Annotated in this window: 32 protein-coding genes and 1 tRNA gene; 18 read left to right on the forward strand and 15 right to left on the reverse strand. The window is 71.4% G+C overall.

The window, feature by feature from the left end; all coding sequences use genetic code 11:
* Positions 1 to 39 precede the first annotated feature (39 nt).
* The 6 genes from DPM19_RS08505 to DPM19_RS08530 all read left to right on the forward strand — a co-directional run bounded on the left by DPM19_RS08505 (position 40) and on the right by DPM19_RS08530 (position 5,295).
* A complete protein-coding gene (locus tag DPM19_RS08505; RefSeq protein ID WP_111864465.1) occupies positions 40 to 822 on the forward strand; it encodes a thioesterase family protein in 783 nt (260 codons plus the stop codon).
* 107 nt (positions 823 to 929) lie between these two features.
* Positions 930 to 1,736 carry a glutamate racemase gene (murI, locus tag DPM19_RS08510; RefSeq protein ID WP_111864467.1) on the forward strand — a complete coding sequence of 269 codons (807 nt, stop codon included), beginning with the start codon at positions 930 to 932 and terminating at the stop codon, positions 1,734 to 1,736.
* 39 nt (positions 1,737 to 1,775) lie between these two features.
* On the forward strand, positions 1,776 to 2,534 hold the full coding sequence (locus tag DPM19_RS08515; RefSeq protein WP_111864470.1) for an MBL fold metallo-hydrolase: 759 nt from the start codon (positions 1,776 to 1,778) through the stop codon (positions 2,532 to 2,534).
* Between the two features lie 121 nt (positions 2,535 to 2,655).
* Positions 2,656 to 3,594 carry a radical SAM/SPASM domain-containing protein gene (locus tag DPM19_RS08520; RefSeq protein WP_146778774.1) on the forward strand — a complete coding sequence of 313 codons (939 nt, stop codon included), beginning with the start codon at positions 2,656 to 2,658 and terminating at the stop codon, positions 3,592 to 3,594.
* Between the two features lie 145 nt (positions 3,595 to 3,739).
* A complete protein-coding gene (locus DPM19_RS08525; protein ID WP_158566727.1) occupies positions 3,740 to 4,609 on the forward strand; it encodes an NUDIX domain-containing protein in 870 nt (289 codons plus the stop codon).
* Positions 4,609 to 5,295, forward strand: a complete 687-nt coding sequence (locus DPM19_RS08530; protein ID WP_111864478.1) for a nucleoside monophosphate kinase — start codon at positions 4,609 to 4,611, stop codon at positions 5,293 to 5,295. The genes DPM19_RS08525 and DPM19_RS08530 overlap by 1 nt, the downstream gene beginning before the upstream one ends.
* Here the strand turns inward: DPM19_RS08530 and DPM19_RS08535 are convergent.
* Both DPM19_RS08535 and DPM19_RS08540 read right to left on the reverse strand, forming a co-directional pair.
* Entirely contained in the window at positions 5,228 to 5,659 is a 432-nt protein-coding gene (locus tag DPM19_RS08535) for a hypothetical protein (RefSeq protein ID WP_146778776.1), read from the reverse strand. The two genes, DPM19_RS08530 and DPM19_RS08535, sit on opposite strands and share 68 nt — an antisense overlap.
* A gap of 55 nt (positions 5,660 to 5,714) precedes the next feature.
* Positions 5,715 to 6,371 (reverse strand): hypothetical protein, encoded by a 657-nt coding sequence (locus DPM19_RS08540; RefSeq protein WP_146778777.1) that lies wholly within the window; start codon positions 6,369 to 6,371, stop codon positions 5,715 to 5,717.
* Between the two features lie 143 nt (positions 6,372 to 6,514).
* Here DPM19_RS08540 and rph point away from each other — a divergent pair, with 143 nt between their 5' ends.
* Complete coding sequence (gene rph / locus DPM19_RS08545; protein ID WP_111864487.1) at positions 6,515 to 7,234, forward strand: ribonuclease PH; 720 nt, start codon at positions 6,515 to 6,517, stop codon at positions 7,232 to 7,234.
* Positions 7,231 to 7,857 (forward strand): RdgB/HAM1 family non-canonical purine NTP pyrophosphatase, encoded by a 627-nt coding sequence (rdgB, locus tag DPM19_RS08550; protein WP_111864489.1) that lies wholly within the window; start codon positions 7,231 to 7,233, stop codon positions 7,855 to 7,857. The genes rph and rdgB overlap by 4 nt, the downstream gene beginning before the upstream one ends.
* 77 nt (positions 7,858 to 7,934) lie before the next feature.
* On the opposite strand, the gene DPM19_RS08555 is transcribed toward rdgB, so the two are convergent.
* Positions 7,935 to 8,008, reverse strand: a tRNA-Leu gene (locus tag DPM19_RS08555).
* Between the two features lie 21 nt (positions 8,009 to 8,029).
* Positions 8,030 to 8,497: a thioredoxin-dependent thiol peroxidase gene (gene bcp / locus DPM19_RS08560; RefSeq protein ID WP_111864491.1), complete on the reverse strand. Its 468-nt coding sequence runs from the start codon at positions 8,495 to 8,497 to the stop codon at positions 8,030 to 8,032.
* A 149-nt stretch (positions 8,498 to 8,646) separates the two neighbouring features.
* Here bcp and DPM19_RS08565 point away from each other — a divergent pair, with 149 nt between their 5' ends.
* From DPM19_RS08565 to DPM19_RS08575, 3 genes are all read left to right on the forward strand, one after another.
* Positions 8,647 to 8,949 carry a DUF3618 domain-containing protein gene (locus DPM19_RS08565; RefSeq protein ID WP_111864493.1) on the forward strand — a complete coding sequence of 101 codons (303 nt, stop codon included), beginning with the start codon at positions 8,647 to 8,649 and terminating at the stop codon, positions 8,947 to 8,949.
* A 313-nt stretch (positions 8,950 to 9,262) separates the two neighbouring features.
* Positions 9,263 to 9,832: a hypothetical protein gene (locus tag DPM19_RS08570; protein ID WP_146778778.1), complete on the forward strand. Its 570-nt coding sequence runs from the start codon at positions 9,263 to 9,265 to the stop codon at positions 9,830 to 9,832.
* A 77-nt stretch (positions 9,833 to 9,909) separates the two neighbouring features.
* Positions 9,910 to 10,287, forward strand: a complete 378-nt coding sequence (locus DPM19_RS08575) for a DUF1801 domain-containing protein (RefSeq protein ID WP_111864499.1) — start codon at positions 9,910 to 9,912, stop codon at positions 10,285 to 10,287.
* Positions 10,288 to 10,294: 7 nt separating this feature from the next.
* Here DPM19_RS08575 and DPM19_RS08580 read toward each other — a convergent pair whose 3' ends face one another.
* From DPM19_RS08580 to DPM19_RS08610, 7 genes are all read right to left on the reverse strand, one after another.
* The gene (locus tag DPM19_RS08580; RefSeq protein WP_111864502.1) at positions 10,295 to 11,581 is read right to left on the reverse strand and encodes a family 4 glycosyl hydrolase; all 1,287 of its coding nucleotides are present in this window, start codon (positions 11,579 to 11,581) and stop codon (positions 10,295 to 10,297) included.
* Positions 11,582 to 11,602: 21 nt separating this feature from the next.
* A complete protein-coding gene (locus tag DPM19_RS08585; RefSeq protein ID WP_111864504.1) occupies positions 11,603 to 12,727 on the reverse strand; it encodes a carbohydrate kinase family protein in 1,125 nt (374 codons plus the stop codon).
* Between the two features lie 63 nt (positions 12,728 to 12,790).
* On the reverse strand, positions 12,791 to 13,462 hold the full coding sequence (locus DPM19_RS08590) for an SIMPL domain-containing protein (protein ID WP_111864506.1): 672 nt from the start codon (positions 13,460 to 13,462) through the stop codon (positions 12,791 to 12,793).
* A gap of 24 nt (positions 13,463 to 13,486) precedes the next feature.
* On the reverse strand, positions 13,487 to 14,671 hold the full coding sequence (locus DPM19_RS08595; protein WP_199484930.1) for an amino acid deaminase/aldolase: 1,185 nt from the start codon (positions 14,669 to 14,671) through the stop codon (positions 13,487 to 13,489).
* Positions 14,672 to 14,727: 56 nt separating this feature from the next.
* Positions 14,728 to 15,657 carry an alpha/beta hydrolase family esterase gene (locus DPM19_RS08600; RefSeq protein WP_233509976.1) on the reverse strand — a complete coding sequence of 310 codons (930 nt, stop codon included), beginning with the start codon at positions 15,655 to 15,657 and terminating at the stop codon, positions 14,728 to 14,730.
* Between the two features lie 68 nt (positions 15,658 to 15,725).
* Positions 15,726 to 16,616 (reverse strand): alpha/beta hydrolase family esterase, encoded by an 891-nt coding sequence (locus DPM19_RS08605; protein ID WP_111864511.1) that lies wholly within the window; start codon positions 16,614 to 16,616, stop codon positions 15,726 to 15,728.
* A gap of 58 nt (positions 16,617 to 16,674) precedes the next feature.
* A complete protein-coding gene (locus DPM19_RS08610; protein ID WP_111864513.1) occupies positions 16,675 to 17,604 on the reverse strand; it encodes an alpha/beta hydrolase family esterase in 930 nt (309 codons plus the stop codon).
* A gap of 175 nt (positions 17,605 to 17,779) precedes the next feature.
* Between DPM19_RS08610 and purU the strand changes: the two genes are divergently transcribed.
* The 6 genes from purU (at position 17,780) to DPM19_RS08640 (ending at position 20,772) form a co-directional block, all read left to right on the forward strand.
* Positions 17,780 to 18,631, forward strand: a complete 852-nt coding sequence (gene purU / locus DPM19_RS08615) for a formyltetrahydrofolate deformylase (RefSeq protein WP_111864515.1) — start codon at positions 17,780 to 17,782, stop codon at positions 18,629 to 18,631.
* A 78-nt stretch (positions 18,632 to 18,709) separates the two neighbouring features.
* Positions 18,710 to 19,189 carry an Asp23/Gls24 family envelope stress response protein gene (locus tag DPM19_RS08620; RefSeq protein ID WP_233509977.1) on the forward strand — a complete coding sequence of 160 codons (480 nt, stop codon included), beginning with the start codon at positions 18,710 to 18,712 and terminating at the stop codon, positions 19,187 to 19,189.
* Positions 19,153 to 19,356, forward strand: coding sequence for a hypothetical protein (locus DPM19_RS08625; protein ID WP_407642495.1), 204 nt, complete (start codon positions 19,153 to 19,155; stop codon positions 19,354 to 19,356). The genes DPM19_RS08620 and DPM19_RS08625 overlap by 37 nt, the downstream gene beginning before the upstream one ends.
* A complete protein-coding gene (locus DPM19_RS08630; RefSeq protein ID WP_111864519.1) occupies positions 19,353 to 19,619 on the forward strand; it encodes an Asp23/Gls24 family envelope stress response protein in 267 nt (88 codons plus the stop codon). Before DPM19_RS08625 ends, DPM19_RS08630 begins: the two co-directional genes overlap by 4 nt.
* Positions 19,616 to 20,212, forward strand: a complete 597-nt coding sequence (locus tag DPM19_RS08635) for a DUF6286 domain-containing protein (RefSeq protein WP_111864522.1) — start codon at positions 19,616 to 19,618, stop codon at positions 20,210 to 20,212. Before DPM19_RS08630 ends, DPM19_RS08635 begins: the two co-directional genes overlap by 4 nt.
* Before the next feature lie 2 nt (positions 20,213 to 20,214).
* Entirely contained in the window at positions 20,215 to 20,772 is a 558-nt protein-coding gene (locus tag DPM19_RS08640) for an Asp23/Gls24 family envelope stress response protein (protein ID WP_111864523.1), read from the forward strand.
* A 43-nt stretch (positions 20,773 to 20,815) separates the two neighbouring features.
* On the opposite strand, the gene DPM19_RS08645 is transcribed toward DPM19_RS08640, so the two are convergent.
* From DPM19_RS08645 to gcvT, 3 genes are read right to left on the reverse strand one after another with little or no spacing between them, the layout of a single operon-like run.
* Positions 20,816 to 22,072, reverse strand: a complete 1,257-nt coding sequence (locus tag DPM19_RS08645) for a serine hydroxymethyltransferase (protein WP_111864524.1) — start codon at positions 22,070 to 22,072, stop codon at positions 20,816 to 20,818.
* A gap of 28 nt (positions 22,073 to 22,100) precedes the next feature.
* Positions 22,101 to 22,496: a glycine cleavage system protein GcvH gene (gene gcvH / locus DPM19_RS08650; RefSeq protein WP_111864527.1), complete on the reverse strand. Its 396-nt coding sequence runs from the start codon at positions 22,494 to 22,496 to the stop codon at positions 22,101 to 22,103.
* Position 22,497: 1 nt separating this feature from the next.
* Positions 22,498 to 23,580 carry a glycine cleavage system aminomethyltransferase GcvT gene (gcvT, locus tag DPM19_RS08655; protein WP_111864529.1) on the reverse strand — a complete coding sequence of 361 codons (1,083 nt, stop codon included), beginning with the start codon at positions 23,578 to 23,580 and terminating at the stop codon, positions 22,498 to 22,500.
* Positions 23,581 to 23,753: 173 nt separating this feature from the next.
* Here gcvT and DPM19_RS08660 point away from each other — a divergent pair, with 173 nt between their 5' ends.
* The gene (locus DPM19_RS08660; protein WP_111864532.1) at positions 23,754 to 25,055 is read left to right on the forward strand and encodes a M50 family metallopeptidase; all 1,302 of its coding nucleotides are present in this window, start codon (positions 23,754 to 23,756) and stop codon (positions 25,053 to 25,055) included.
* A gap of 294 nt (positions 25,056 to 25,349) precedes the next feature.
* Here DPM19_RS08660 and cds1 read toward each other — a convergent pair whose 3' ends face one another.
* Positions 25,350 to 26,456: an L-cysteine desulfhydrase Cds1 gene (gene cds1 / locus DPM19_RS08665; protein WP_111865051.1), complete on the reverse strand. Its 1,107-nt coding sequence runs from the start codon at positions 26,454 to 26,456 to the stop codon at positions 25,350 to 25,352.
* Between the last annotated feature and the right edge of the window lie 30 nt (positions 26,457 to 26,486).

Here is a 26,486-nt window from a genome sequence, read left to right on the forward strand (position 1 = left end):
TGCTGCGTCCTGGAATAGGATTCTAGAATCGGGGTGCGCATGAGCGAGTTCGACGCGGCCACCGCAGTCCACCGGGTGGCCGAGGGCCGTTACCGCGCCGATCTCGACCCCGGATTCGCCTTCGGCGGAGTCATCAACGGCGGCTACCTGATGGCCCTGCTGACCAAGGCCGCCCACGACGCCTCCCCGTTCCCGCACCCCATCTCCACCGCCACCACCTTCCTGCGGGCGGGCCGGGGCGGCCCGGCCGAGATCACGGTCGAGACGCTCCGGGCCGGGCGCAGCGTGGCGACGCTGCGGCTCGCCGTCGTCCAGGAAGGCCGCACCCTGCTCGACGCCACGATGACCACCGGCACCCTCACCGCCGGTGCCGCCGCCGGCTGGGCCGGGGCGGCGCCCGCGATGCCGGCCCTCGACGAATGCTCCACCCCCGCCCGCCGCCCGGGCGGCGACAGCTTCGCCGACCGGGTCGAGCTCCGCTTCGACACGTCCACCCTGGGCTGGCTGGACGGGCGTCCCATCGGCCGCCCCGAGATGCGCGGCTGGTTCCGGCTGCCCGGCCACGAACCGGACGCGGCCGTCCTGGCGCTGGCGGTCGACGCGCTGCCCCCGGTGGTACTGAACCTGGGGGTGAAGGGCTGGGCGCCCACCGTCGAGCTGACCTGGCACATGCGCGGCGTTCCCGCCCCCGGCTGGCTGGCGATGCATGCCGGCGGCCGGCTGTTCAGCGACGGCTGGTTCGACGAGGAAGTCGAGATCTGGGACTCGGCCGGCCGGCTGGTCGCGCAGAGCCGCCAGATCGCCCGGGCCGGTCGCGGCTGACCCCACGCCCCCGGTTCGGAAGGCCCAGGCCCCGGCGCGACGCGCCACCTGTGATGTACGACGCATGACACACTGATTTCGCAGGTTGTCGCCTAGCCTAATGGACCATGTCTGATGCGCCGATCGGGATATTCGACAGCAGCTTCGGGGGCCTGACCGTCGCTCGGGCGATTCTCGACCAGTTGCCGGACGAGCCCATTCTGTACCTCGGTGACTCGGCGCGACAGCCCTACGGACCTCGGCCGATCGCGGAGGTCCGCGCGTTCGCCCTGGAGATGCTCGACGCCCTCGTCGCCGAGGGCGTGAAGATGCTCGTGATCGCCTGCAACAGCGCCAGCGCCGCGATGCTGCGCGACGCCCGCGAACGCTACGACGTCCCCATCGTCGAAGTGATCAAGCCGGCCACCCGCCGGGCGGCGCGCGCCACCACCAACGGGCGCGTCGGCCTGATCGCCACCCACGCGACCGTCACCAGCCGCGCCTACGAGGACGCCTTCGCCGCCGCCCCGCACATCGAGCTCACCGGGGTGGCCTGCCCCCGTTTCGTGGAGTTCGTGGAGAGCGGGGTGACGATGGGCGACGAGCTGCTCGCGGCGGCGCGCGAATACCTGCGGCCGATCTCCACGGCGGGCTGCGACACCCTCATCCTCGGGTGCACCCACTACCCACTACTCACCGGTGTGATCTCTTACGTGGTCGGAGACGGGGTAACACTGGTTTCGAGTGCCGACGAAACCGCCAAGGACGTCTATCGAGTGCTGCACGACCAGGGTCTGGCACGGGCTGTCACGCTGCCCCCGCCCGTTCACCGGTTCCTCGCCACCGGAGACCCTGCCGTTTTCGCCGCCCTCGGTCGCCGCTTCCTCGGCCCGGAGATCGGACAGGTCGAGTCCGCACTCGCCCCCCTGGCCTGACCGAAAGCCGTCCCGAATGACACGAGTGAGGAGTCGAGTGTGAGGGTCACCATCATTGGCTGCTCCGGCAGTTTCCCCGGCCCTGAGAACGCCGCGTCCTGTTACCTGGTCGAAGCCGAGGGGTTCACCCTGATGATCGACCTGGGCAGCGGGGCGCTCGGCGCACTCGCCCGGTATCACGACGTGCACGACATCGACGCCATCTACATCTCCCACCTGCACTACGACCACTGCATCGACCTCTGCGGTTATTGGGTGGCGCGGCGCTTCGGGCCCGAGGGCATGATGCCCAAGATCCCCGTCTACGGACCGGCCGACACCGAGGCGCAACTCGCCCGCGCGTGCAACCTCTCCCCCGGGCCGGGGATCGGGATGCAGGAGTCGTTCGATTTCCAGACGCTGACCCCGGGGTCGTTCGACATCGGGCCCTTCGCGGTGACGACGGCGCGCATGAACCACCCGACCGAGACCTTCGGCCTCCGGATCGAGCAGGGCGGGGCGGCCTTCGCCTACTCGGCCGACACCGGCGAGTCCGACACCCTGGTGCGCCTCGCCGATCAGGCGGACATGTTCCTGTGCGAGGCCTCCTGGTCCGAGCGGTGCCTGACCCCTGACCTCCACCTCACCGGCCGCGAGGCGGGAGAGCACGCCATCCGGGCGGGGGCGGACAAGCTCGTGCTGACCCACCTCATCCCCTGGGAGACGGACGGGCCGCAGCGCACGCTCACGGCCGCCAAGGAAAGCGGCTTCTCCGGCGACATCACGCTCGCCCGCGAAGGGGACCGGTACGTACTGTAGGCGAGCGCATGGCTGAGTGGAAATATACACATTACTGGGTCTGGCTGGACCGGGGGATCTAAGGGACAATCGCAGCTAATGCGTCCGCGGCGGTGGATGCATCTAGTGGCGAGGATCCAGTATGGAAACGCCGGGCAAGGGTCCCGAGACGCCGGAGACCAATTGGCCGGATTTTGTTGAGCTGGAGACCTCCAGGAAGTGCAACAGAAAATGCTTATGGTGCCCTAACGGCGTGGTCGTGGACCGTTCGGAGCAGCGCCATATGCCCTGGCGGCTCTTTGTCAAGATACTGAACGACCTGCGATCCATCGACTTCCGCAGTGAGTTGTCGCTGCACAATTACAACGAACCGCTGGCCAGCGACCGGATCGTGGACGAGTACATCCTGGCGCACGAGACCCTGCCGGCCGCCTCCCTCACGCTGTACACGAACGGCGACTACATGAGCCCCGGCCTCTTCGGCAGGCTGAGTTCGGCCGGGGTGGCGCGCATGCGGATCACCCGGTACCCGCGGCGGGCGGAGGCCGACCCGCGGGAGCAGGTGGCGAGCGTCCGGAACTGGGCCAGAACCGCGCTGGGCGCGGACTTCCCGGTGCATCCGGTCCGGCAGCACAACGGGATGATGGCGGTCGTCCAGCGGTCCTCGGTGCGGGTGGAACTGCTCCTCCCCGATATCGCCGCGCACTTCCTCGACCGCGGCGGAACGGTGCGGTCCCTGTCTGACGGGGACTACGTGCGCACCCACCCGTGCAACGCCACGGTCGCCGCCGCGGCGATCGACTATCAAGGACGGCTCAAGATGTGCTGCAACGTGGTGAGCGACTGGGGCGGGCACAAGAACTACTTCGTTGGCTCGCTCCGGCGGAACAGCTTCAGCGAGCTGTGGAATTCTCCCATGTTAAGTGAGTTGCGCGAACGACACGGTGTCGCGGATTGGAAATTAAGCGCGATTTGTCGGAGCTGTACGCACCGGATGCCTTCTCGCGTGAGTGCAGGGTCACTTCAAGATCGGATGATAGAATCGTCGCGTGACGGAAAGAGAGCCCCCCACAGTGGCTGAAGATCAGACGGCATTGGTGATATTCGTTGACGTCCGAGGGTTCACCAAATGGTCCGAGGCGAATGAGGTTTTCATCAACCTCGACAGCTTTATCGGCGGCTATCTGAAAATCCTGCACAAGCACTTCCCCGCGGAGCGCTACAGCGTGAAACCGCTGGGCGACGGCGCACTCCTGCTTTCGCAACTTCCCCCGAACCAGACACAGCGCGAGGTGACGCAACTGCTCGCCCGCGTGCTCAACACGATCGCCAAGGTCGAGCGGGACTTCCAGCGGCACTGCGCCGAATTCGGCAAGAGCATCGGGCACGACGCCCAGCTGAACCTGGGCTGGGGGATCGTCCGGGGGAAGGTGCTCCGCACCGGCGACGACTGGGCCGGCCACAACCTCAACAAGTGCTCCCGGCTGTGCGGGGAGGCGCGTCCCTTCGGCATCGTGATCGACCGGGACGACTTCCCCCAGTTGCCCCGGGACTCCGGGAAGTTCGTGCGCCAGGTGCGGCGGCTGCGCGGCATCGGCGACGTGGCGGTCTGGGTGACCCCGGAGATCGCGTCGCAGTTCGTGCCGCGGGAACGGCTGCGCGAGACCCCCGAGGTGCACATCGCCGGCATGTGCTTCGCCGAGGACTCCGAACGCAGGCTCCGGCTGCTGCTGGCGCGCAGGTCCGCCGACCGCCAACTCTTCCCCGGCAAGATCGAGGGGTGCGGTGGGCAACTGCGCCACTCCGAGACGTTCGGTGAGGGCGTGCAACGCCACTTCCAGTTCGAACTGGGCATGGACGTCGAGGTCCTGACGGACCTGCACTGCTTCTACGAGATCAGGGAGCCCGACGCCCCGGTGATCCCGGGAATCCGGTTCCTGTGCCGCCCGGTCGGTGACAACAAGCCGGACTCCACCAACCACTCGCAGATCTGGTGGGCCTCCGAGGACGAGTTCCGGAACATCCCCGCACAGGAGTTCGTGGGCGAGCTGAAACGCGAGATCATCGACCTGCTGCAGCAGTACCGGGCCCGCTGATGGGCGGGTTCGCCGCGGTGTTCCTGATGGGGCCGCCCGGGGCCGGCAAGACAACGATGGCGACGCTGTTCGCCGAGCGCACCGGTGCCCGCCCCGTGCGTAGCGGCGAGATGCTGCGGCGGGTCGCCGCGGAGTCGCCCGACGCGGCGCTGCGCCGGACCCTCATGGAGTACCTGCCGACGAGCGCACCCGTCCCGCCCGAGGTCTACCTGCGCGCGGTGCGGGACGCGTTCCGGGAGGCCGAGCCCGGGCCGCTGGTGTTCGACGGGTACCCCAAGAGCGTCCGGCAGTGCGACTCCGTGCCGGAACTGCTCGCCGCCGGCGGGCTGGCGGATCCAGCGATCACCGGGTTCCTCTTCGAGGTCACCGCCGAGACGATCGAGCGGCGCACCCGCGCCCGGGAGACCTGCGCCAACTGCGGGAACGAGACGTCACTGGACGGCGCCTGCTGCGCGTCCCCCGCCATCGTGCGGCGGCCCGACGACGCACCCGACCGGCTGCGCGACCGCTATGCCGAGTACCGGAGCTCGATCGAGGCGATCGGCGCGGAGTTCGCGGCGAGGTGGCCGTTGCACCGCCTCGACGTGGAACGCCCGCCCGAGACGATCGTCGCCGAGATCATTCGGTTGTCGGGGGTCCGAGCCGCTGCACCGGACGGCCGGCGAGATGACTCTCGATCAGCTTGATGTCGTCGAGGTCCTTGGCCCGGCGCATCCCGGTCTTCCAGGCCAGCAGGCGAGCCATGCTGATGAACTGGAACCCGGCCACGACCAGGCGATCGGTCCGCAGCTCCGCAAGCCCGGCCTCGCCGGTCGGCGTGGACCAGCTCGTGCTCACCTCGAACCGGCCACGGGACAGGACTTGCTTGCCACCGGCCCGCTCCTCGACCTGCCACGGGGGTGTCTCCAGCAGGCCGAGGACCGACTGGGCGACGATCACGTCGATGTCGCCGGCCGGGCGGATCCCCAGCACCTCCAGCAGCCCGCTGCCCACGACGATGAAGCTGTCGGCGGGGAGTTCGAGACCGCGCAGTTCTTCCACTAATCCCACGGGGACAATCTAACATCGCCCGTCCGGCGGCCAGCGGGGATCGTTCGGTATCGGCTCAGCGGGTGAGCATGGTGAGCACCTGCTGGAAGACCTTTTTGAGTTCGTCCCCCGAAAGGTACTGGAAGGGATATTCCTCGGTGCTCGGCCGTTCTCGTTCCCTGATGACGTAGGGAGTGCGTTCGGCACTTCCGTCCGCGACGATCAAAGTCACCGCGCCGGCGGCACCGATCCGGGAGGTGTGAAAGTCGGTTCCGTCGATGCCGTAGTGCTCGTCGCGTTCCATATGCCGGGTGGCCCGCTGCCACCAGGAGGCGCACGTGCCCGTTCTGGTGCGATGTGAACGGTTGTTTGAATAGCTGACCGCATAGAGGTCGCCGGGGCCGGAATCGCCCAGCTCGACCTCATAGGTGGTGCTGGAGATATATCCGGCCAGCAGGTGGCTGTGGAACCCCCAGATATGCGAATGGATGTCGTCAGCCTCGTCGGTGTCCTCCACCCTTTCGGGTTCCCACAGATGAAGCCTGACGGACCGCCCGTCATGTTCGCCCAACTGCAACTGGTAGAAGCCGAGCACGTGGCCGACCGCCATGGATTCGTCGAATACGGTTTCCAGAGCGGGGCGGTCGCGGAGTACGCCGCGCATTTCCGCGGCCGGATCTCCGCTCGCCGCGGCCTGAACCAGATCACACCGTATGCGGGCCAGGTCGTCCATGGAACCGTCCAGTTCACCGGGGCCGGGCATAAGGCGGCCCATGAATTGCGGGCTTATCGCCATAATCGCACGGGAACCCCCGGTGGAGAAGGGGCCGATCGCGTCGTTCGGCGGTGTCCCCGCCGGTTGGCTAGGGTGAGGGCATGTCCCGCCCCGACGGCCGCACGGCCGACCAGCTCAGAGACGTCCGAATCCAGCGCGGCTGGCTCGACCACGCCGAGGGCTCCGTGCTCGTCGAGTTCGGCGGCACCCGGGTGCTGTGCGCGGCGTCCGTCCAGGACTCGGTGCCCCGATGGCGGCGCGAGAGCGGGCTCGGCTGGCTGACCGCCGAGTACGCGATGCTGCCCCGGGCCACCAACACCCGCAACGACCGCGAGTCCGTCAAGGGGCGGCTCGGCGGGCGCACCCAGGAGATCTCGCGGCTGATCGGCCGGTCCATCCGGGCGTGCGTCGACTTCAAGGCGCTCGGCGAGAACACCGTGACGCTCGACTGCGACGTCCTCCAGGCCGACGGCGGCACCCGCACGGCGGCGATCACCGGCGCCTACGTGGCGCTGGCCGACGCCGTGCGCTGGATGCGGGAGCGCCGGCTGACCAAGGGCGACCCGCTGATCGGCTCGGTGGCCGCGGTGAGCGTCGGCGTGATCGGCGGCGAACCCCGGCTCGACCTCTGCTACGCCGAGGACGTGAAGGCCGAGACCGACATGAACGTGGTCTGCACCGGCGACGGCCGGTTCGTCGAGGTGCAGGGCACCGCCGAGGGCCAGCCGTTCGACCGGTCCGAACTGGACGCGCTGCTCGACCTGGCGCTCGGCGGCTGCGCCGAGCTGACCCGGCTCCAGCGGGAGGCCCTGGGCGCATGAAGGTCGTGCTGGCCACCCGCAACCCCGGGAAGATCGCCGAACTGCGGCGCATCCTCGACGGCGTCGAGGTCGTCGGGCTGGAGTCCTACCCCGACGCCCCCGACGTGCCCGAGACCGCACCGACCTTCACCGGCAACGCGCTGCTCAAGGCGCACGCCATCGCCGCGCACACCGGGCTGCCCGCGGTGGCCGACGACTCCGGCCTCTGCGTGGACGCCCTGAACGGGATGCCCGGGGTGCTGTCGGCCCGCTGGTCGGGCCGCTTCGGCACCAGTGCTGGTGACGGTGCTGGTGACAAGGACACGGCCAACCTGGAGCTGCTGCTCGACCAGCTCGCCGACGTCGAACCCGCCCGCCGCGGGGCCCACTTCGCCTGCGCCGCGGCGGTGGCCCTGCCGGACGGCACCGAGTGCGTCGCCGAGGGCCGGATGACCGGCCGGGTGATCGACGCCCCGCGCGGCGACGGCGGCTTCGGCTACGACCCCATCTTCGTCCCTGACGACGGCGATGGCCGCACCACGGCGGAACTCCCCGCGGCGGAGAAGGACGCCATCAGCCACCGTGGCCACGCCTTCCGCGCCCTCGCCCCCCTCCTCGCCGACCTCCTGGAAACCCACGGCTGACCCCTCGACCATTCGGCTGGAGCGGCCGGACTGGCCGGAAACGCGAAATGGACGGCTGAAAAGCCGTCCATTCGTCGTGGGGCCGGTGGGAGTCGAACCCACACTGTCATGATCCTAAGTCATGCGTCTCCTGCCGTTGGACTACGGCCCCGCCGGTCGTGCCGGCCGTTCCTCAGACGCCGAGGTCCTTGCGGAGGCGGGCGACGTGGCCCGTGGCCTTCACGTTGTAGTAGGCCTTCTCGACCAGCCCTTCGGCGTCGATGACGAAGGTGGAGCGGATGACGCCGACCGTGGTCTTCCCGTACAGCTTCTTCTCGCCGTACGCGCCGTAGGCCTGCAGGGCGGTCTTCTCCGGGTCGGACAGCAGCGGGAAGGTGAGCCCGTCACGGTCGCGGAACTTCGCCAGCTTGGCCGGAGCGTCCGGGGAGATGCCGATCACGGTGACGTTCTCGGACTCCAGCTCGGGCAGACTGTCGCGGAAATCGACCGATTCCTTGGTGCACCCGGGGGTCATGGCCGCAGGATAGAAGTAGAGGATGACGCGCCGGCCGCGCAGCGAGGCCAGGGACACCGGCTTGCCGTCGGCGTCGGGAAGCTCGAACTCGGGGGCGACATCGCCTGGCTGCAGCCGTTCGGACACCGGTTCTCCGTTCCGGGTAGGTGGTCGGTCTCCCACCGTACCGGCGTCACGGCCGTCGCGGGGACGGGTGGGGGCGGCGTTCCCGGGAAACACCTGACAGACTGACCGATCATGCGTCTTTTGATGCTCGGACGATAAGGACAACGGCAATGGCTGACGACCCGGAGGCGCTGGAGCGGGAGATCGAGCGGACCCGAGAGGAACTGGCGCTCGCCATCGACGAGCTCGCCGACCGGCTCAACCCCAAGAACGCCGCCCGGCGCGGCGTCGACCGCGTCAAGACGGAGGCCGGTCAGTTCACCTCGGCCGTCGGGGAACTGGTCCGCCTCGGCCGGCCCGCCGGGGAGGACGAGCCCGCCGCCGGCCCCGACCGCAAGGTCGTCGTGGCGGTCGGTGTGGGGGTGGCCGTCACCGTCACCGCCCTGCTGCTGTGGCGCCGCTCCCACCGCTGAGCCGCCGGAACGAGCGGAGCGGGGCCGCGCGGGACGATCAGCCGCGTAGCGAGGTGCGGCACCGCCGGGCCGCGTAGCGGACGAAGCGAGACGTGACGGCAGGCCGCCGGCTCGCCTTCTGGAGCGCCGGATCCCGGACGGGGTCCGGCGCTCCGGCGTCGGGGAACGCGGTCGCCGTCCGGAACGGATGGCCCAACCCGGCCATTATTGAACCGGTCGCGGCCGGGCGCGTCTCAAGGAGAGGAGCCCGAGCGAGCCGGAGGTGGACGATGGGCGCCGAGCGCACCGGAGCGGCGGCGGGCGGTCGATGGCCGTGACTTTGGTTCCCTCGGGGCACGGCCTCTCCCACCCGGTCCAGGCCCACTACGGTGAGCCCGGGCGGCGGGTCACGCTCCGCTGGCCGGAGCCCGGGCGGGGCCGGTTCCGGGGCCTCCTCCTCGCCGCGTGTGGCCTGCCGGTGCTGGGCGCGGCCGCCTTCGCGACGGTGGAACTGGCGGACGGTCCCCTCACCGGCGGCGAGGTCGCCATGGACGACCCGGTGTACGGGCTGCTCCTGCTGACCGCCTTCCTGCTGCTGTGGCTGCCGGCGGCGTGCGTCCTCCTGCTCTGGCGGGTGGTCCGGTGGTGGCTCGACCGGGCGAACGCCTTCTGGCTGGAGGGAGCGGTCGTCTACCGCAGGGAGTTCCACGAGAAGTACGGGGACAGCGATCGCCGCTTCCGTTACATCGCGCTCGACGACGGGCACTCCGACATCGCCCTGGTCCACGAGGTTGACCCGGTCGGGTACCACCAGGCCCAGTTGGGGGCGGTGGTCCGGATCAGGGTGGTGGCGTCCGGCCGGCGGGCGTTCCGCGTGAAAGTTCTGCATCAGGATCCCGAGTGACCGACGTGGCGGAGCGTCCCGGATGTCGGACCCCGGTGCGAGCATGGTGGACGAGCCGGAACATCGAGGAGAGACGCATGATGGACGGCCGACCCCAGGAAATCGAAGAGTGGCTGGAGCGGTGGAGCCCCGAGCAGCGTGCCCGGGTGGAGGCCCTGGCCGCCCGGGTGCACGCCGCCGGCGGGGAGGTGACCGAGGCGATCAAGTGGGGGCGGCTCACCTTCACCGTGCGCGACGACTGGCACCACTGGCTGTGCGCGGTCGCCGTCACGGACCGGGTGGTGAACCTGGTCTTCCACAAGGGGGTGCTGCTCGACGACCCCGCCGACCTGCTGCGTGGTGCGGGCCGCTACCTGCGCCACGTCCCCTACACCGAGGCCGCCGCGCATCCGGAGGCGGTCGAGGCCCTCGTCCGCCGGGCCGTCGCCCGCCAGACCGACATGCTGCCCGACTGAACTCCGCTCAGCTTGCGAACTGGGGCAGGTGGGCGCGGTGGGCGGCCAGGCCCTCGTCGAGGATCTTCTCGGCGGTGTGCTTGCTGCGGACGAAGGGGTGCGCCATCAGGGCCTGCAGCGCAGTCCACCGGTCGCCGGTGACCGCGGCGTCCGCGGCCAGCCGCTCGTACTCGTGGACGGCCTGGGTGAGGCCGCGCACGACCCGGGGGAGCGGGCCCATCACCAGCGGGATGGGGCCCGCGGCGCCCACCAGCGCGGGGACCTCGACCACGGCGTCCGGCTCCAAGGACGAGATCGCGCCCCGGTTGGGGGTGTTGACGATGACGCGGCGGTTCTCGTCCCGGTGCAGGGCGCAGATCACGTCGACCGCGAACTCGCCGTGCTCGCCGCCGCCCCGCTCCCGGCTGGGGTCGGGGTCGGCCCGCCGGGCCTCGGCGGCCACACCCGCGTAGTAGCCGGGCAGCGTGGCCATGATGTCCTGCGCCCGGGTGGTGCCCTTGGCCCGCAGCTCCGCCACGACCTCGTCGTGGAAGAAGTAGTACTTGGCGTACGAGTTGGGCAGCAGGCCCAGCGCCTTGGCCAGTTCGGCCATCAGGACGGGGTCGCGCCAGGGGGTCGCCCCGCCCGCGGGGATCTCCAGGTCGGCCAGCAGCGCCGGCAGGTCCAGCTCGCGCCCGTGCAGCCGCAGCCGCTCGGCCCAGGTGACGTGGTTGAGGCCGATCCAGTCGGCCTCCAGCCCGGCGGCGGGCAGGCCGAGCAACTCGGCCCACATCTCGGTGTCGCCCACGTGCTGGTCGCACAGGCCGATGATCCGGGCGCCGCCGCCGTGCCGGACCACGGCGTCGGTCACGATGCTGGTGGGGTTGGTGTAGTTGACGATCCACGCCTCGGGGTCGGCCGCACGGGCGATCTCCAGCAGCACCGGCACCGACCGGCAGGCCATCAGGAACCCGCCCGGCCCGGCCGTCTCCTGCCCCACCACCCCGTGCCGCAGCGGGATCGACTCGTCCAGGTGCCGGGCGTGCATGCCGCCCGGCCGGAAGGTGGTGAACACGTATCCGGCGCCGTCGAGCGCGGGCTTGAGCTCGGTGTGCGCCACCACCGTGAGGTCGGCGCCCCGGGCGGCGAACATGGCGGTCGCCAGCCGGGTCATCAGCGCCAGGTGGTCGGCGTCGATGTCGTACAGCGCCAGTTCGGCCCCGGCCAGGTCGCCGGCCCGGTGCAGCAGCCCGCGGATCACCCCGGGCATGTAGCCGCTGCCCGCCCCGATGACGGCGATCTTCGGTGTGCTCATGGTCGGTTCTCTCCGGGTCGTTCAGGTGAGGGTCTCGCGCAGCGTCGGCTGGGCGCGGGCGACGGAGTCGGCGCCGCGCTCCAGCTCGGTCTCCGGGATGTAGGGCACCACGAAGTCGTACTCGGCCAGCACCTCGACGGGCACCTCGCCGCCCTCGCCGAACGCCGCGATCTCGCCCCAGCAGGGGGCGCCCAGCGAGCCGCTGTAGTGGCGCACCGACAGCCCGGCGCACAGGTTGGCGAAGCGCAGCCGCCGGTCCAGCGGCCAGCCGGCCAGCGTGCCGAAGACGAACCCCGCGGCGAACACGTCGCCCGCCCCGGTGGGGTCCAGTGCCTGGACCGGCAGCGCCGGTGCGGCGGCCCGCTCGCCGGTGGCCGAGTCGAGCGCGATCGCGCCGGCCGCGCCCAGCTTGACCGCCACCACCGGTAGCCGTTCGGCCAGCGCGTCGAGCGCCCGTTCGGGCGAGTCGGTGCGGGTGTAGGCCATCGCCTCGACCGCGTTGGGCAGGAACACGTCGACGTGTTCCAGCCGGTCGAGCACGGAGGCGCACCAGGTCTCGGTGTGGTCCCAGCCCAGGTCGGCGAAGACCAGCGAGCCGGCCGCGCGCATCCGTGCCGCCCAGTCGGGGACGGGGTGGGCGAGGTCGACGAAGCAGACGGCGGCCCGGGGCGGGGCGGTGACCAGTTCCTCGGGCGGGGTGGCGGGCGGCCGGCTGTAGGTGACCATGCTGCGGTCGGCGGCGTAGCCCAGTGAGACGGTGACGGGTGTCGGCCAGCCGGGCATCCGCCGCGCCCAGCGCAGGTCCACGCCCTCCTGCTCGGCCAGGGTGCGCCACAGGTAGGAGCCGAACATGTCGTCGCCGAAGGCGGCGGCCAGCCCCACGTGCAGGCCGAGCCGGCTCATCGCCACCGCGATGTTGGCGATGCCGCCGGGGGCCGACCCCAGCCCGTCGGTGACCAGTTCGGTGCCGGGCGGTGGCAGGCCGGGCAGGCCGGTGAAGATCATGTCCATGAAGACCCGGCCGGACAGGAAGACGTCGAGTTCCGTGTCCAGATCGGGCAGTCGGTCGGCGACCAGCTCGCGCTCGGCGCAGGGGTCGTTCAGCTGTGGCTCCGGGACGGTTCCCGGAGGCGGCCGATAACTCATCGTGCCTCCCCGATGCGGCTCAGCGCCGCAGACACTACCGGCGGGTCATGACAGTGTGCGCCTTCAGCCCAGCTCGGGTGCGGTGGCGGTGAAGCGCGCCTCCACGGAGACCCGCACGGTCTGCGTCGCGGGCGCCAGGTCGATGGCTTCGGGCTCGCCCTGGCCCACTCCGCCGACGGCGAAGGCCGCCATCGGCACCGCGCCGTCCATGTCGACCGTGCCCCGGCTGCCCAGCCCCTCGTCGGAGAGCTCGACCAGCCCGGTGATCCGGCAGCCCAGCGCCGCCGCGTAGCCGCGTGCCCGCTCGACCGCCCGCTCGGCGGCTTGCCCGGCGGCCTGCCGGTAGACCTCGCTGTCCGGCCGCAGCTCCCAGAACGGGCCGTGGACCTCGGTGCGTTCCAGGTCGCCGAGCCGGGCGACCAACTCGCCCAGCGCGGTGAAGTCGGTGACCACGACCTTGATCAGGACGGTGCCCTGGTAGTGCCTGATCTCACCCTCGCGCCGTCCGTAACGCAGCACCGGAGTGATCGACAGGCCGCCGGTCTCCACCCGTTCGACCGCCTCGCCGTAGGACTCGATCAGGTCGAGACAGCGCCGGTTGTGTTCGGTCAGCCGGTCCAGCGCGGCCCGCCGGTCGTCGTCCTTGGACTGGACGTACACCGCCAGCCGAGCGATCTCCGGCTCGACTTCGATGACGGCTTCACCCCGCACACTGATGATCGGAACATCGCTCATGCGGCCCAACCTACCTACCGGAGGTCAGAGGAAGGCGTGTCCTTCGCCCCGGTAGGTGGGGACGGTCCCGGTCACCTGGTCGCCCTCGATCAGGTGCAGGGCGTCGAACCGTTCGCACAGCTCACCGGCCTTGGTGTGCCGGAACCACACCCGGTCGCCCAGGCCCAGCAGGTCGGCGGCGTCGCCGAGCAGGGGCGTCTGTACCTCACCGGCGCCCTCCTCACCGTCGTAGGAGAGCCCGGCGGGCAGGTACGGCCGGGGTAGCCGCATGGTGTCGCCCGGGCCGGACGCCAGGTAGCCGCCGCCCAGGCAGGTGACCACCTTGGGGCCGGGCCGCCGGACCACCGGCAGCGCGAACAGCGCGGCGGGCCGGCCGGTGAAGTTGGAGTAGTGGTCGAACAGGTGCGGCTGGTACAGCCCGGATCCGGCGGCGACCTCGGTGACGGCGCGCTCGGCGGCGGTCTTCTCCACGCTGCCGGTGCCGCCGCCGTTGACGAACTCCAGTTCGGCGATCCGGCGTACCGCGCGCACGATGGCGGCCCGGCGCCGGGCCAGTTCCAGCCGGGAGCGGGCTTGCATGGCGCGGATCGCCCGGGCCCGCCCGGGCCGGCCGGGGGGCCGGTCGCCGACCCCGGCGATCTGCGACTCGTAGGCCATCAGGCCGACCAGGCGCAGGCCCGGCCGCTTGGCGATCTGCTCGGCCAGCGCGGCGACCTGTTCGGGGGTGTGCAGCGGGGAGCGGCGGGCGCCGATCCGGACCCGGCCACCGAGCGGCCGGTAGCCGGCGTCGATGTCGATGCAGACCCGGATCTCCCGGCCGCCCGCGCACTCCTCGATCAGGTCGAGGTGGTCGGCTGAGTCGACCATCAGCGTCACGGTGGCGGCCGCGTGCTCGTCGGCGGCGAGCGCGGCGAGGGCCGCCCGGTCGGCGGTCGGGTACGCGACGAGGATGTCGTCGCTCAGCCGGTGCCCGGCCAGCCAGAGCGCCTCGGGCAGGGTGAAGGCCATGATCCCGGCGAAGCCGTCGAGGGCCAGGACCCGTTCGAGCAGCGGGCGGCAGCGCACCGACTTGCTCGCCACCCGGATCGGCTTGCCGCCCGCCCGGCGGGTCAGGTCGGCGGCGTTGGCGTGGAAGGCGTCCATGTCGACGGCGGCGAAGGGCGCGTCGAGCCCGGCGGTGGCGAGGTCGTAGCGCGCCCGGAGGTCCATGCTGCTCAGCGTGTCACACCATCCGGAAAAAGATGAATAGTGCTCACATATTTTGCTCAGCTCCGCGGATGAGCGGCGAAGAAGTCCCACAGCCGTTCCGTGGCGGTGCCCGGCCAGCGATGCCCGCCGCCCGCCACCCGGCACAGTTCCACCTCGGCCCCGCCACGGCCCCGGCCGGTGGTCCGGCAGAGCGTGGACGACCGGTTCAGGGTGGTCCGCCGCAGCGCCGGCAGCCCGTTGGCCCGCCGCCAGAAATCGATCGAGTACTGCACCGGAGGGAACGGCCGCTCGTCGTTGATGTCCCGCCGCCCGCCGCCGTCGTAGGGCACGCTGCGGTCGGCCGTGCCGTGGTAGACCAGCACCGGCACCGGGCGGGACGGCTCGCAGCGCTTCATCACCAGGGCCGCCGAGACCACCCCGATCGCGGCGAACCGGCCCGGCCCCTCGCAGGCCAGCCGGTACGCCATGCCCGCACCGTTGGAGAAGCCGGTGGCGTAGATCCGGTCGGGGTCGGCGAAGCCCGCGTCGACCAGCGTGTCGGCCAGCTTGGTGAGGAAGCCGACGTCATCGACGTTCCCCACCTTGGCCGGACCGCAGCAGTCGCCCGCGTTCCACGACAGCATGAAGCCGTCGGGGTAGGCGACGAGGAACCCGTGCTCGTCGGCCGGCCCGTCGAAGCCCGTCAGCCTGCGCATCCGGTCCATGGTGCTCGCGCCGCCGTGCATCGCCAGCACCAGCGGCAGCGGCCGGGCGGGCCGGCCGTTCCGGAACCGCCCCCGGGCCAGCCTGGGCGGCACGTGCAGCAGGTACTCGCGATGGCCGGGGCCCTTGACGTCCAGCTTCAGCCGGTGCGTGCCCGCCGCGGTCGGCAGCCCCCGCACGGCGGTCGGCCGGCCGTCCTCGCCCGGCTGCTCGCCGTCCACGGGTTCGCATCCGGCCAGGGCGAGCAGCACGGCCAGGAACGGGGGGAGGGTCCTTCTCGACAAGGGGAGGATCCTTCTCATGGGCACCGATCTAACCGGCCCACGCCCCGGTAAACGGGAGCGCCCCCGCATCAGGCCGCGCCTAGGCGCTCCTGCTCGAAGAAGTCCCAGATCGTGGCGCTGGCATCGACGCCCTTGCCGGTTCCGCGCGGCCACTGGTGGATACCGTCGATGACCTTGCAGAACCGGACCTCGGTGCGCAGCGGGCCGCGTTCGGTGGCCCGGCACTCCGTCGAGGACCGGTTCAGCACCAGCCGGCTCAGCGGGCCGACCTGGTTGAGCTGCCGCCAGCGGTCGATCACCGACATCGTCGACGGGAACGGCCGCCAGTTGTTCCAGTCCATCATCCCGCCGCCCTCGAACGGCACGGAGCCGTCCTCGGTGCCGTGGAAGGTGATTACCGAGGTGCCTCGGCTGGGGTTGCAGGAGGTGGCCAGCGCGCCGGCGACCACCCCGACGGCGGCCACCCGGTCCGGGCGCTCGCAGGCGTACCGGTAGGCCATGCCGCCGCCGTTGGAGAACCCGGTGAGGTACACGCGGCGGGGATCGGCCAGCCCCAAGCGCACCAGCGAGTCGATCAGCCGGTCGAGGAAGGTCACGTCGTCGATGCCGAGCGCGCGGGCGAACACGCAGCAGCCGCCCGCGTTCCAGGTGCTCAGGATCCCGTCGGGATAGGCGACCAGGAAGCCCTCCCGGTCGGCGACCGCGTCCAGCCCCGTCATGTCGCGCATGATGTGCATGTCGTTCAGCCCGCCGTGCAGGGCGATGACCAGCGGCCGGCGGCCGGCGGTCCGGGGCGGCACCCGCAGCAGGAACTGGCGGTCCCACTCGCCGGGCGTCTTCATCGTGCGCTTGTACGTTCCCGGGCGGACGGCTCCGGCGGCCGCCTCGGGGGTGGGCCCGGCCGGGAGGAGGGCGAGCACGAGTGCGAGCACGGCGGAGCACAGGACGGCGATTCGCATGCTAGTTGATCTATCCTCCGGCCGGTTCGGGTGAGTAGTGAACGCCGTATAGAAGCGGTCACTGACTTCCCTGTGACGGCGACGGCGACGGCGGGGCGGGGAACCCGCGCCGGTGCCGCGCGAAGAAGTCCCACAGCACCGGGGTCAGGTCGACTCCGATGAGGCCCCCGCCGCGGTGCCACTCGTGCCCGCCTCCGGTGATCTTGCAGAACATCACCTCGGCCACATGCCGGGGGCCGGTGGTGCGGCACTGCGTCCACGCCTCGTCCAGCACCGGCGGGCCGAACGGGGGCTGCCGGTTGATCCGGCGCCAGAAGTCGATCGTCTCCTCCACCGGGGCGAACGGGGTGTCGCTGCCCAGGTCCATGTTCCCGCCCCCGCCGTAGGGCACGAGGATGTCCCAGGTGCCGTGGAAGGTGATCACCGGGACCCGGCGCTCGGGCTTGCACGGGGTGCCTAGCGCGCCGGAGACCACCCCCACCGAGGCCACCCGGCCCGGGCGCTCGCAGGCGTACCGGTAGGCCATGCCGCCGCCGTTGGAGAACCCGGTGAGGTGGATTCGGTGCGGGTCGGCCAGCCCGGCCCGCACCAGCGAGTCGATCAGCATGTCGAGGAAGGTCACGTCGTCGATGCCGAGCGCGCGGGCGAACACGCAGCAGCCGCCCGCGTTCCAGGTGCGCAGCACCCCGTTGGGGTAGGCGACCAGGACGCCGTCGCGGTCGGCGAGTTCGTCCAGCCCGGCCAGTTCGCGCAACCCGCTCATGTTGCTGCCCCCGCCGTGCATGGCGATCACCAGGGGCCGGGGCCGGGCCCGGCCCGGCGGGACGTGCAGCAGGTAGTCGCGGACGAGTCCGTCGGGCGTCGTCACCTTGCGGGTGTGCGTGCCCGGCGGCAGGGTCTCGGCGGCGGCGGGTCCGGGAACGAGCAGAGAAGGCAACAGGAAGAACAACAGGGAGAACAGCGACAGGGACAGGACCGAAATGCGCATGCCGAGTGGTCTACCGTCCTGCCGGAGTCGGACAACAGGCACGATCGTTGACAGGTCGGACTTATTTTTGCGTCGTTATGTATGAACACTCCGTTCAGTTCCCCCAGGGCGCGCAACCCGGCAGGCCGACCGGCGTAGAGTTGGCACACCCGCCGTACGCTGGGAGAACCGATCCGTGAACCACATCCTGACCCTGTCGTGCCCCGACCGTCCCGGCATCGTGGCGGCCGTTTCCGGAGCGCTCGCGGCGCGCGGCTGCAACATCCTGGAGAGCCAGCAGTACGGCGACCCGGACACCGGCCGGTTCTTCATGCGGGTGCGGTTCACCATCCCGGACGGCGACCTGGCAGACGTCCTGCGGGCCGACTTTGCCGCACTGGCCCCCGAGTTCGCGCTCGACTGGCGGCTGGACGACGCGTCCGCCCGGGCCCGAGTGCTGATCATGGTCTCCAAGGGCGGGCACTGCCTGAACGACCTGCTCTACCGGCAGCGCTCCGGCCTGCTCGACATCGACGTCGTCGCGGTGGTCTCCAACCACCCGGACCTGCGCCCGCTCACCCAGTCCTACGGCGTCGACTACCACCACCTGCCGATCGGGCCGGGCGGCAAGGCCGCCCAGGAGGCCGAGGTGCTGACCCTGGTCCAGCACTACCAGGCCGACCTGGTGGTGCTCGCCCGCTACATGCAGGTGCTCTCCGACGACCTGTGCGCCAAGCTGCCGGGCCGCATCATCAACATCCACCACTCCTTCCTGCCGAGCTTCAAGGGCGCCCGGCCGTACCACCAGGCGCACGCCCGCGGGGTCAAGCTGATCGGCGCCACCGCGCACTACGTCACCGCCGCGCTCGACGAGGGGCCGATCATCGAGCAGGAGGTCGCCCGGGTCGACCACGCCCACAGCCCGGCCGACCTGATGGCGGTCGGCCGGGACATGGAGTGCCTGGCGCTGGCCCGCGCGGTGCGCTGGCACGCCGAGCACCGGGTGCTGCTCAACGGTGACAAGACCGTGGTGTTCCGCCAGTCCTGACTCGCCTGAGCTGGGATAACACCCAGTGATCGGGTATGTATGCGCTGTCTCGGACGCCGGGGAGTCGGAGGAAGCGTGATGCAGCGCGGTCGGCCGGAAGGCGATCCCGCCGGGGGCGGGCGGACGAGCGTCGTCGACTCGGTCGTGGCGAAGATCGCGAGTCTGGCGGCGCGCGAGGTCGGCGGCGTCCACGGGCTGGGCCCGGGCTCGGCCCGCCTCGGTGCGGGCGGCGAGCGGCTGCCCCGGGTGACGCTGTCCGGCCCGGCCACAGGTCCCGGCGAGCGCCGGGCCGCCATCGACCTCGACCTCGTCGTCGACTACGGGGTCTCGATCCCCGATCTGGCCGCCGCGGTCCGCCGCAACGTGGCCGCCGAGGTCGAGCAGATGTGCGGCCTGGAAGTGGTCGAGGTGAACGTGGTGGTCGACGACGTGTACCTGCCCGACGACACCGCCCTGACGCCGATGAGAGAACCGGGAACGGCCGGGCCGCCGGGGGCGACGCCCGCCGAGGGGAGGGCCGGATGGCCGAGAACACGATCTTTTCGCTGGCCGGGTTGAGCTTCGGCAGCGCGCTGGGCTTCGCGGGCGCGTTCGGGGGGTTCCAGGCGTTCGTCCTCGTGCTGCTGCTCGGCGTGGTCGGCCTGCTGGCCGGCCGGGCCCTGACGGGGGAACTGGACCTGGGCGAACTGCTCGGCACGGTCGTGACCCGCCGGAAGTCGCCGTGACCACGGTGCGCGGCACCACCACGGTCACCGACCGGGCCATCGCCCGGATCGCTGCCCACGCCACCGGCGGGTCCGCCGCCATGGCCACCGTCGAGCGGGGCGGCGTCCTGGCCTGGGTGGCGGTGGCGATGCCGTACCCGGTGCCGATCGGCCCGGCCGCCGACCGGATGCGCCAGGAGATCGCCACCCGGGTCCGGCAGATGACCGGCCTGCCCGTCCATCAGGTGGACATCGAGGTCACCGAGTTGGAGCCGGACCGGTGACCGTCCGGGGGCGGACGCTCGCCGTGCGGGCCGCGCGGCGGACGTTCCCGCCGGCGCGGACCACGCCGGCCGCGCTGGCGGCCACGGCCCTGACCGTCGCCGGGGCGGTCGTCGCCCTCGAAGTGGTCACCGCGCTGGCGGGCCGGCCCTGGTACCTGGTCCGCTACGACCGCCTGGCGGCCTGGGCGGCGGGGACGCGGTGGAACGACCCTGCGGTCATCGCGACGACCGCCGTCGTCTCCCTGCTGGGCCTGGGTTCCCTGCTGCTGGGCGTGCTGCCGGGCCGGCCCCGCCTGCTCCCGCTGCGCGCGGACGGCCGGGACCCGGTGTTCGGGGTGACCCGGGGCGGGCTGTGCCGGACGCTGGCCGCCGCGGCCGAGGACGTCGACGGGGTGGCGCGGGTCCGCCGGGTCAGGCTGCACGGCGACCGGGTGACGATCGACGTGGCCGGCGAGCGGCGTGTCCCCGTCGGCCCCGCCCGCGCCGAGGACGACCTGGGCCGCCGGGTGGAGGACGCCGTCCGGGTCCGGCTCGGCGAACTGGGGGTGCGGCCGATCGAGCCCGTGATCCGGTCCCGCCCGCTGGACGGCTGACCGTGCCCGCCCCGCGGCGTCCCGGCGACCCCCGGCGGGGGCTCACCGTCACCGGCGTGCTGCTGCTGGCGGTGGGGCTGGCCGGGCTGGGCCGGGCGCTGGGCGGCTGGGGCCGGGACCGGGCAGCCGCCCCGCTGCTCACCGACGAGATGCGCCGGTTCGCCGCCGAACACGCCTGGTTCTGGCCGCTGGTCGCCACGCTGGTCGCCGCGGTCGCGCTCACCGGGCTGCGCTGGCTGATCCTCCAGGGCGACGCCGACCGGCCGGCCCGCCTCACGCTCCCCCTGCCGGACGAGGGCGGCGCCACCCGGGTTCTCACCCGGGCCGCGGCCACCGCGCTGGAGTCCGACGTCGCGGCGCTGCCGGGCGTGCGGTGGGCCCGGGTCCGGGTCCGGGGCGACCCGGACCGCCCCCGGCTGCTGATCTCCGTCGGCTATGCCGACCGCGCCGACCTCGCGGAGCTGCGCCGGCACATCGAGCGGGAGGCGCTGCCGCGGCTGCGCACCGCGCTGGAACCGGCGGTGCCGCCCGCCACCGTCCGGGTGCACTTCGTCGACTGACGCGGACCCGGTGGCGGGGCGACCGCCACCGGGTCCCAGCGGTTCACAGCCCCGGGTAGAGCGGGTGCTTGTCGGCCAGCGCGCGCACCCGGGCGGCCAGCGCGGCGCCGTCGTAGGACGGCTGCAACGCCAGCGCGATGATGTCCGCGACCTCGGCGAAGTCGTCGGCCCCGAAGCCCCGGGTGGCCAGCGCGGGGGTGCCGATCCGCAGCCCGGAGGTCACCATCGGCGGGCGCGGGTCGTTGGGCACCGCGTTCCGGTTGACCGTGATGCCGATCTCGTGCAGCCGGTCCTCGGCGTCCCGGCCGGTGATCTCGGAGTCGACCAGGTCGACCAGCACCAGGTGGACGTCCGTGCCGCCGGTCAGCACCTTCACCCCGGCCTTGGCGGAGTCCTCCGCCAGCAGCCGCTCGGCGATCAGCCGGGCACCCTCCAGCGTCCGGACCTGCCGGTCCTTGAACTCCTCGGACGCGGCGACCTTCAGCGCCACCGCCTTGGCCGCGATCACGTGCTCCAGCGGCCCGCCCTGCATGCCGGGGAAGACCGCCGAGTTGATCTTCTTGGCGTACTCCTCGCGGCACAGGATCAGCCCACCGCGCGGACCGCCCAGCGTCTTGTGCGTGGTGGTGGTGACGATGTCGGCGTGCGGCACCGGGGAGGGGTGCAGCCCCGCCGCCACCAGACCGGCGAAGTGCGCCATGTCGACCATCAGCAGCGCGCCCACCGAGTCGGCGATCTCGCGGAACGCCGCGAAGTCGAGCTGCCGCGGGTAGGCCGACCAGCCCGCGATGATCATCTTGGGCCGGTGCTCCGCCGCCAGCGCCGCGACCTCGTCCATGTCGACCAGGCCGTCACCGGGACGCACGTGGTACGGCACCACGTTCAGCGTCTTGCCGGAGTAGTTGAGCCGCATCCCGTGGGTCAGGTGCCCGCCGTGTGCCAGGTCCAGGCCCAGGATCGTGTCGCCGTGCTGGAGCAGCGCGAAGTAGACCGCCGTGTTGGCCTGCGCCCCCGAGTGCGGCTGGACATTGGCGTGCTCGGCGCCGAACAGCGCCTTGGCCCGCTCGATGGCCAGGCTCTCGGTCACGTCGACGTACTCGCAACCGCCGTAGTAGCGCCGGCCGGGGTAACCCTCGGCGTACTTGTTGGTCAGGACCGAGCCCTGCGCCTCCAGCACCGCCACCGGGGCGAAGTTCTCCGACGCGATCATCTCCAGCGTGGACTGCTGCCGGCGCACCTCGGCGTCGACGGCCGCCGCCACCTCGGGATCGACCGCGGCGAGTGAGTCGTACAGTGTCATCGCTCGTGCTCCTTCGGGATCGCTCGGTTCAGGCCGACTCGTCGGTGAGCCGGGTGTAGGCCTCGGCGTCCAGCAGGTCGCCGGGCTCTCCCTCGACCCGGACCTTGAAGATCCAGCCCTCGCCGTACGGGTCGTCGTTGATCACCTTGGGCTGCTCGATCGCGGCGGGGTTGATCGCGGTGATCTCACCGCTCACCGGCGAGAACAGGTCGCTGACCGACTTGGTCGACTCGATCTCGCCACAGGGCTCGCCCGCCTCGACCCGCTCGCCCTCGCCCTTGTTCAACTCCAGGTAGACGATCTCACCCAGGGCGTCCGCGGCATGCGCCGTGATGCCCACGGTGACGACGTCTCCGGCCCCGTCCGCCAGGCCCGCCACCCACTCGTGCTCTTCGCTGTACTGAAGCTGCTCGGGAACGCTCACGTTAACTCCTCTTGTAGAAAGGCAGGGCCACCACGTCGACAGGCTCCTGCCTACCCCGTACGTCCACGGCCAGTTCGCCGGAGTGCCCGGCGTCCAGGTAGGCCATGGCGATGGGCGTGCCCAGTGTCGGCGACGGCGCGCCGCTCGTCACGGCGCCGCACGGCGTGCCGTCGGACGTGACCACCGCGTACCCCTGGCGCGGGGCCCGGCGCCCCCGCGCCACCAGCCCCACGAGGGTACGGCCGGGCGGTGTCCGCGACAGCGCCGTCAACGCCTCCTTGCCCACGAAGTCGCCGGGCTTGCCGAGCTTCACCACCCGGCCCAGACCCGCCTCGTACGGCGTCGTCTCGGTGGTGAGCTCGTTTCCGTACAGCGGCATGCCCGCCTCCAGCCGGAGCGTGTCGCGCGCCGACAGCCCCGCCGGGGTGACCCCCTCGACCCCGGCCAGCGCCCGCCACAGCGGTACCGCGTCCCCGGCCGAGACGAACAGCTCGAACCCGTCCTCGCCGGTGTAGCCGGTCCGGGCGAGCAGCGCGTCGGCGCCCGCCACCACACCGTCCATGATCGCGTAGTACCGCAGGTCGGCGAGCGGCGCGTCGGTGAACCCCGCCAGGATCTCCTGCGCCCGGGGGCCCTGCAGCGCGATCAGCGCGTACTCGGCGGACCGGTCGGTGACGACCGTGTCGAACCCGGCGGCGCGGTCGAGCAACTCGGCCAGCACCGTCGCGGCGTTGGCGGCATTGGCGACGACCATGAACGTCTCATCCGCGAGCCGGTAGACGATCAGGTCGTCGAGCACCCCGCCCGCCGGGTTGCAGATCATCGTGTAACGCGCCCGGCCCACCGCCAGCGCCGAGATCTCGCCGACCAGGGCATGGTCGAGGGCCGCGCCGGCCTGCGGGCCGGACAGGAAGATCTCGCCCATGTGCGAGAGGTCGAACAGCCCCGCGGAGGTGCGCACCGCCCGGTGCTCGACGGTCTCCCCGGCGTACCGCAGGGGCATGGCGTAGCCCGCGAAGTCGACGAGGGTGGCGTCGAGCTCGACGTGCACGTCGTGCAGCGGCGTCTTTTTGGACGCGGACATGGTGCAACTCCTTCTCGCGGGCACGTGAGAGCACACGTGACAGCCCATGTGACAGTAATCGTCCCACTCATCCGCCCGGGACCGGTCGCCGACCGGTCGAGCCCGCGGAACCACCGGGCGACAGGCCCGGATCACGTACCCTGGGACGGATTGCCGGAGATCACGGAGGACCGATGGAATCGCTGATCGTGCTGGGCGGCGCGCTGCTGTTCTTCCTGCTGCTCCTGGTCTCGATCGGCCTGCACGAGCTGGGGCACTTCTCGTTCGCCAAGCTCTTCGGCGTGCGCACCACCCAGTTCATGGTGGGGTTCGGCCCGACCATGTGGTCCCGGCACAAGGGCGAGACCGAGTACGGCATCAAGTGGATCCCGCTCGGCGGCTACATCCGCATGATCGGCATGCTGCCCCCGCAGAAGGGCGACACCCCCGGCCAGGCCCGCACGATGCGGACCGGGCCGTTCCAGGGCCTGATCGACTCGGCCCGCGGCGCCGCCCTGGAGGAAGTGCGGCCCGGCGACGAGAACCGCGTCTTCTACGCCAAGAAGTGGTGGCAGAAGCTCATCATCATGTTCGCCGGCCCCGCGATGAACATCCTCCTGGCGATCCTGTTCTTCGGCATCCTGATCATGGGTATCGGCACCAGCCAGCCACAACCCGTGGTCGGCGCGGTCTACCAGTGCTCCATCCCCGCCGCGGAGGCCGGCCGCGAGTGCCGGCCCGGCGAGCCGCTCACCCCCGCCGCGGCGATGGGCCTGCGGCCCGGCGACCGCTTCATCTCCTACGACGGGCAGCGGATCGAGTCGTACCCGCAGATGCAGCGGCTGATCCGCGACTCCGCGGGCCGCACGGTCGAGATCGTCGTATCCCGGGACGGGCAGCAGATCAGGAAGAGCGTCCCGATCACCTCCAACCAGCTGCAGTCACTGGACGACCCCGACAAGATCGAGACGGTCGGTTTCCTCGGCATCGCCTCGATGCTGGAACGGGAACGGCAGGGCCCCGGGGCCGTCGTCTCGCACATGGGCGACATGACCGTGCACACCGTCACCGCGCTGATCCAGATGCCGCAGAAAATGGTCGGGGTCTGGGATGCCGCCTTCGGCGGTGAGGAACGCGACCCCGAAGGGCCGATCGGAGTGGTCGGCGCCAGCCGGATCGGCGGCGAGGTCCTGGCCTCCGAACACCAGGCGCTCGACAAGCTCTCCTGGTTCATCATGCTGCTCGCCGGGGTGAACTTCGCCGTCGGCATGTTCAACCTGGTCCCCCTGCTGCCCCTCGACGGCGGGCACATCGCCGGCGCCCTGTGGGAGGCCATCAAGCGCGGCGCGGCCCGCGTCCTGCGCAGACCCGACCCCGGGTACGTGGACGTGGCCAAGGCGTTGCCGCTCACCTACGTGGTGGCGGTCGTCCTCATGGTGATGGGCGCCCTGCTCATCTACGCCGACCTGGTCAACCCGATCCACTTCCAGGGATAGTGGGCTGTGTTTGCTTGGCGCTCGTTCCTCGCGCTTGTCCGGTGTTTGCTTGGCTCGCTTCGCTCGCTTGTCGCGGCGCCTTCGGCGCGCCGTCTTCCCTCGTCGTGGTGAAGATCGCTCGTTCCTCACGATCTTCACCACTCCTCAGTCCAGACGACGCGGGCGCCGCTCCCTGACCGCCTCGCTTCGCATCGGCACCTATCTCGTCCGGCTGGTTTGCAGTGGGCTCGGTCCGGGCGGGGGAGGGCAGGGGCGCTGGGGGTGCTGGACGGAAGGGCGTAGGGGCGGAGCGGGTCAAGGGGTGTCGGGGATGTTGTTCATGGTGCCGGTGGTGGGGAAGGCGCGGAGGGTTTTCAGGTAGGGGGCGATGTCGATGCCCTGGGTGGTCAGCCAGGTGTTCGAGCCGTAGGTGTCGGTGTAGCGTTCGCCGCCGTCGCAGATCAGGGTGACGACGCTGCCCCGTTCGCCGCGGGCGAGCATTTCGGCGATCAGTTCCGCGACGCCCCACATGGCGGTGCCGGTTGAGGCGCCGACGCTGCGGCCGGTGACCTCGGTGGTCCAGCGCATGGCCGCGATGGAGGCACCGTCCGGTACCTGGATCATGCGGTCGATCACGGTGGGCAGGAAGGACGGCTCGACCCGCGGGCGGCCGATGCCCTCGATGCGTGAGCCGGGTGCGGTGCGGGTGGGGTCGGCGTCCACCCAGCCGCCGAAGAAGGCCGAGCCTTCGGGGTCGACCACCGCGACCCGGGTCTGGAAGCGGCGGTAGCGCGCGTACCGGCCGATGGTGGCCGAGGTGCCGCCGGTGCCCGCGCCGACCACCACCCAGGTCGGTTCGGGGAAGCGTTCCAGCGCCATCTGCTCGAAGATCGACTCGGCGATGTTGTTGTTGCCGCGCCAGTCGGTGGCGCGCTCGGCGTAGGTGAACTGGTCCATGTAGTGGCCGCCGGTCTCCGCGGCCAGCCGGCGCGACTCGGCGTAGATCTCCGACGGGTTGTCGACCAGGTGGCAGCGCCCGCCCTGGAACTCGATCAGCGCGATCTTCTCGGGGCTGGTGCCCCGGGGGATCACCGCGACGAACGGCAGCCCGAGCAGCCGGGCGAAGTACGCCTCGCTGACCGCGGTGGAGCCGCTGGACGCCTCGATGATCGTGGTGCCGGCGCGGATCCAGCCGTTGGCCAGGCTGTACAGGAAGAGCGAGCGGGCCAGGCGGTGCTTGAGCGAACCGGTCGGGTGCACCGACTCGTCCTTGAGGTACAGGTCGATGCCCCAGCGCTCCGGCAGCGGGAAGACGTGCAGGTGGGTGTCGGCGCTGCGGTTGGCGTCGGCCTCCACCCGGCGGATCGCTTCGGCGACCCATGCCCGGCACGGCGGGTCGGGGTGGTCGGCGGACCGGCTCATGGCCTTCACGATATCTCCGCACGTGCCACG

The organism is Actinomadura craniellae, assembly GCF_003289645.1.
GTDB lineage: Bacteria > Actinomycetota > Actinomycetes > Streptosporangiales > Streptosporangiaceae > Actinomadura_D > Actinomadura_D craniellae.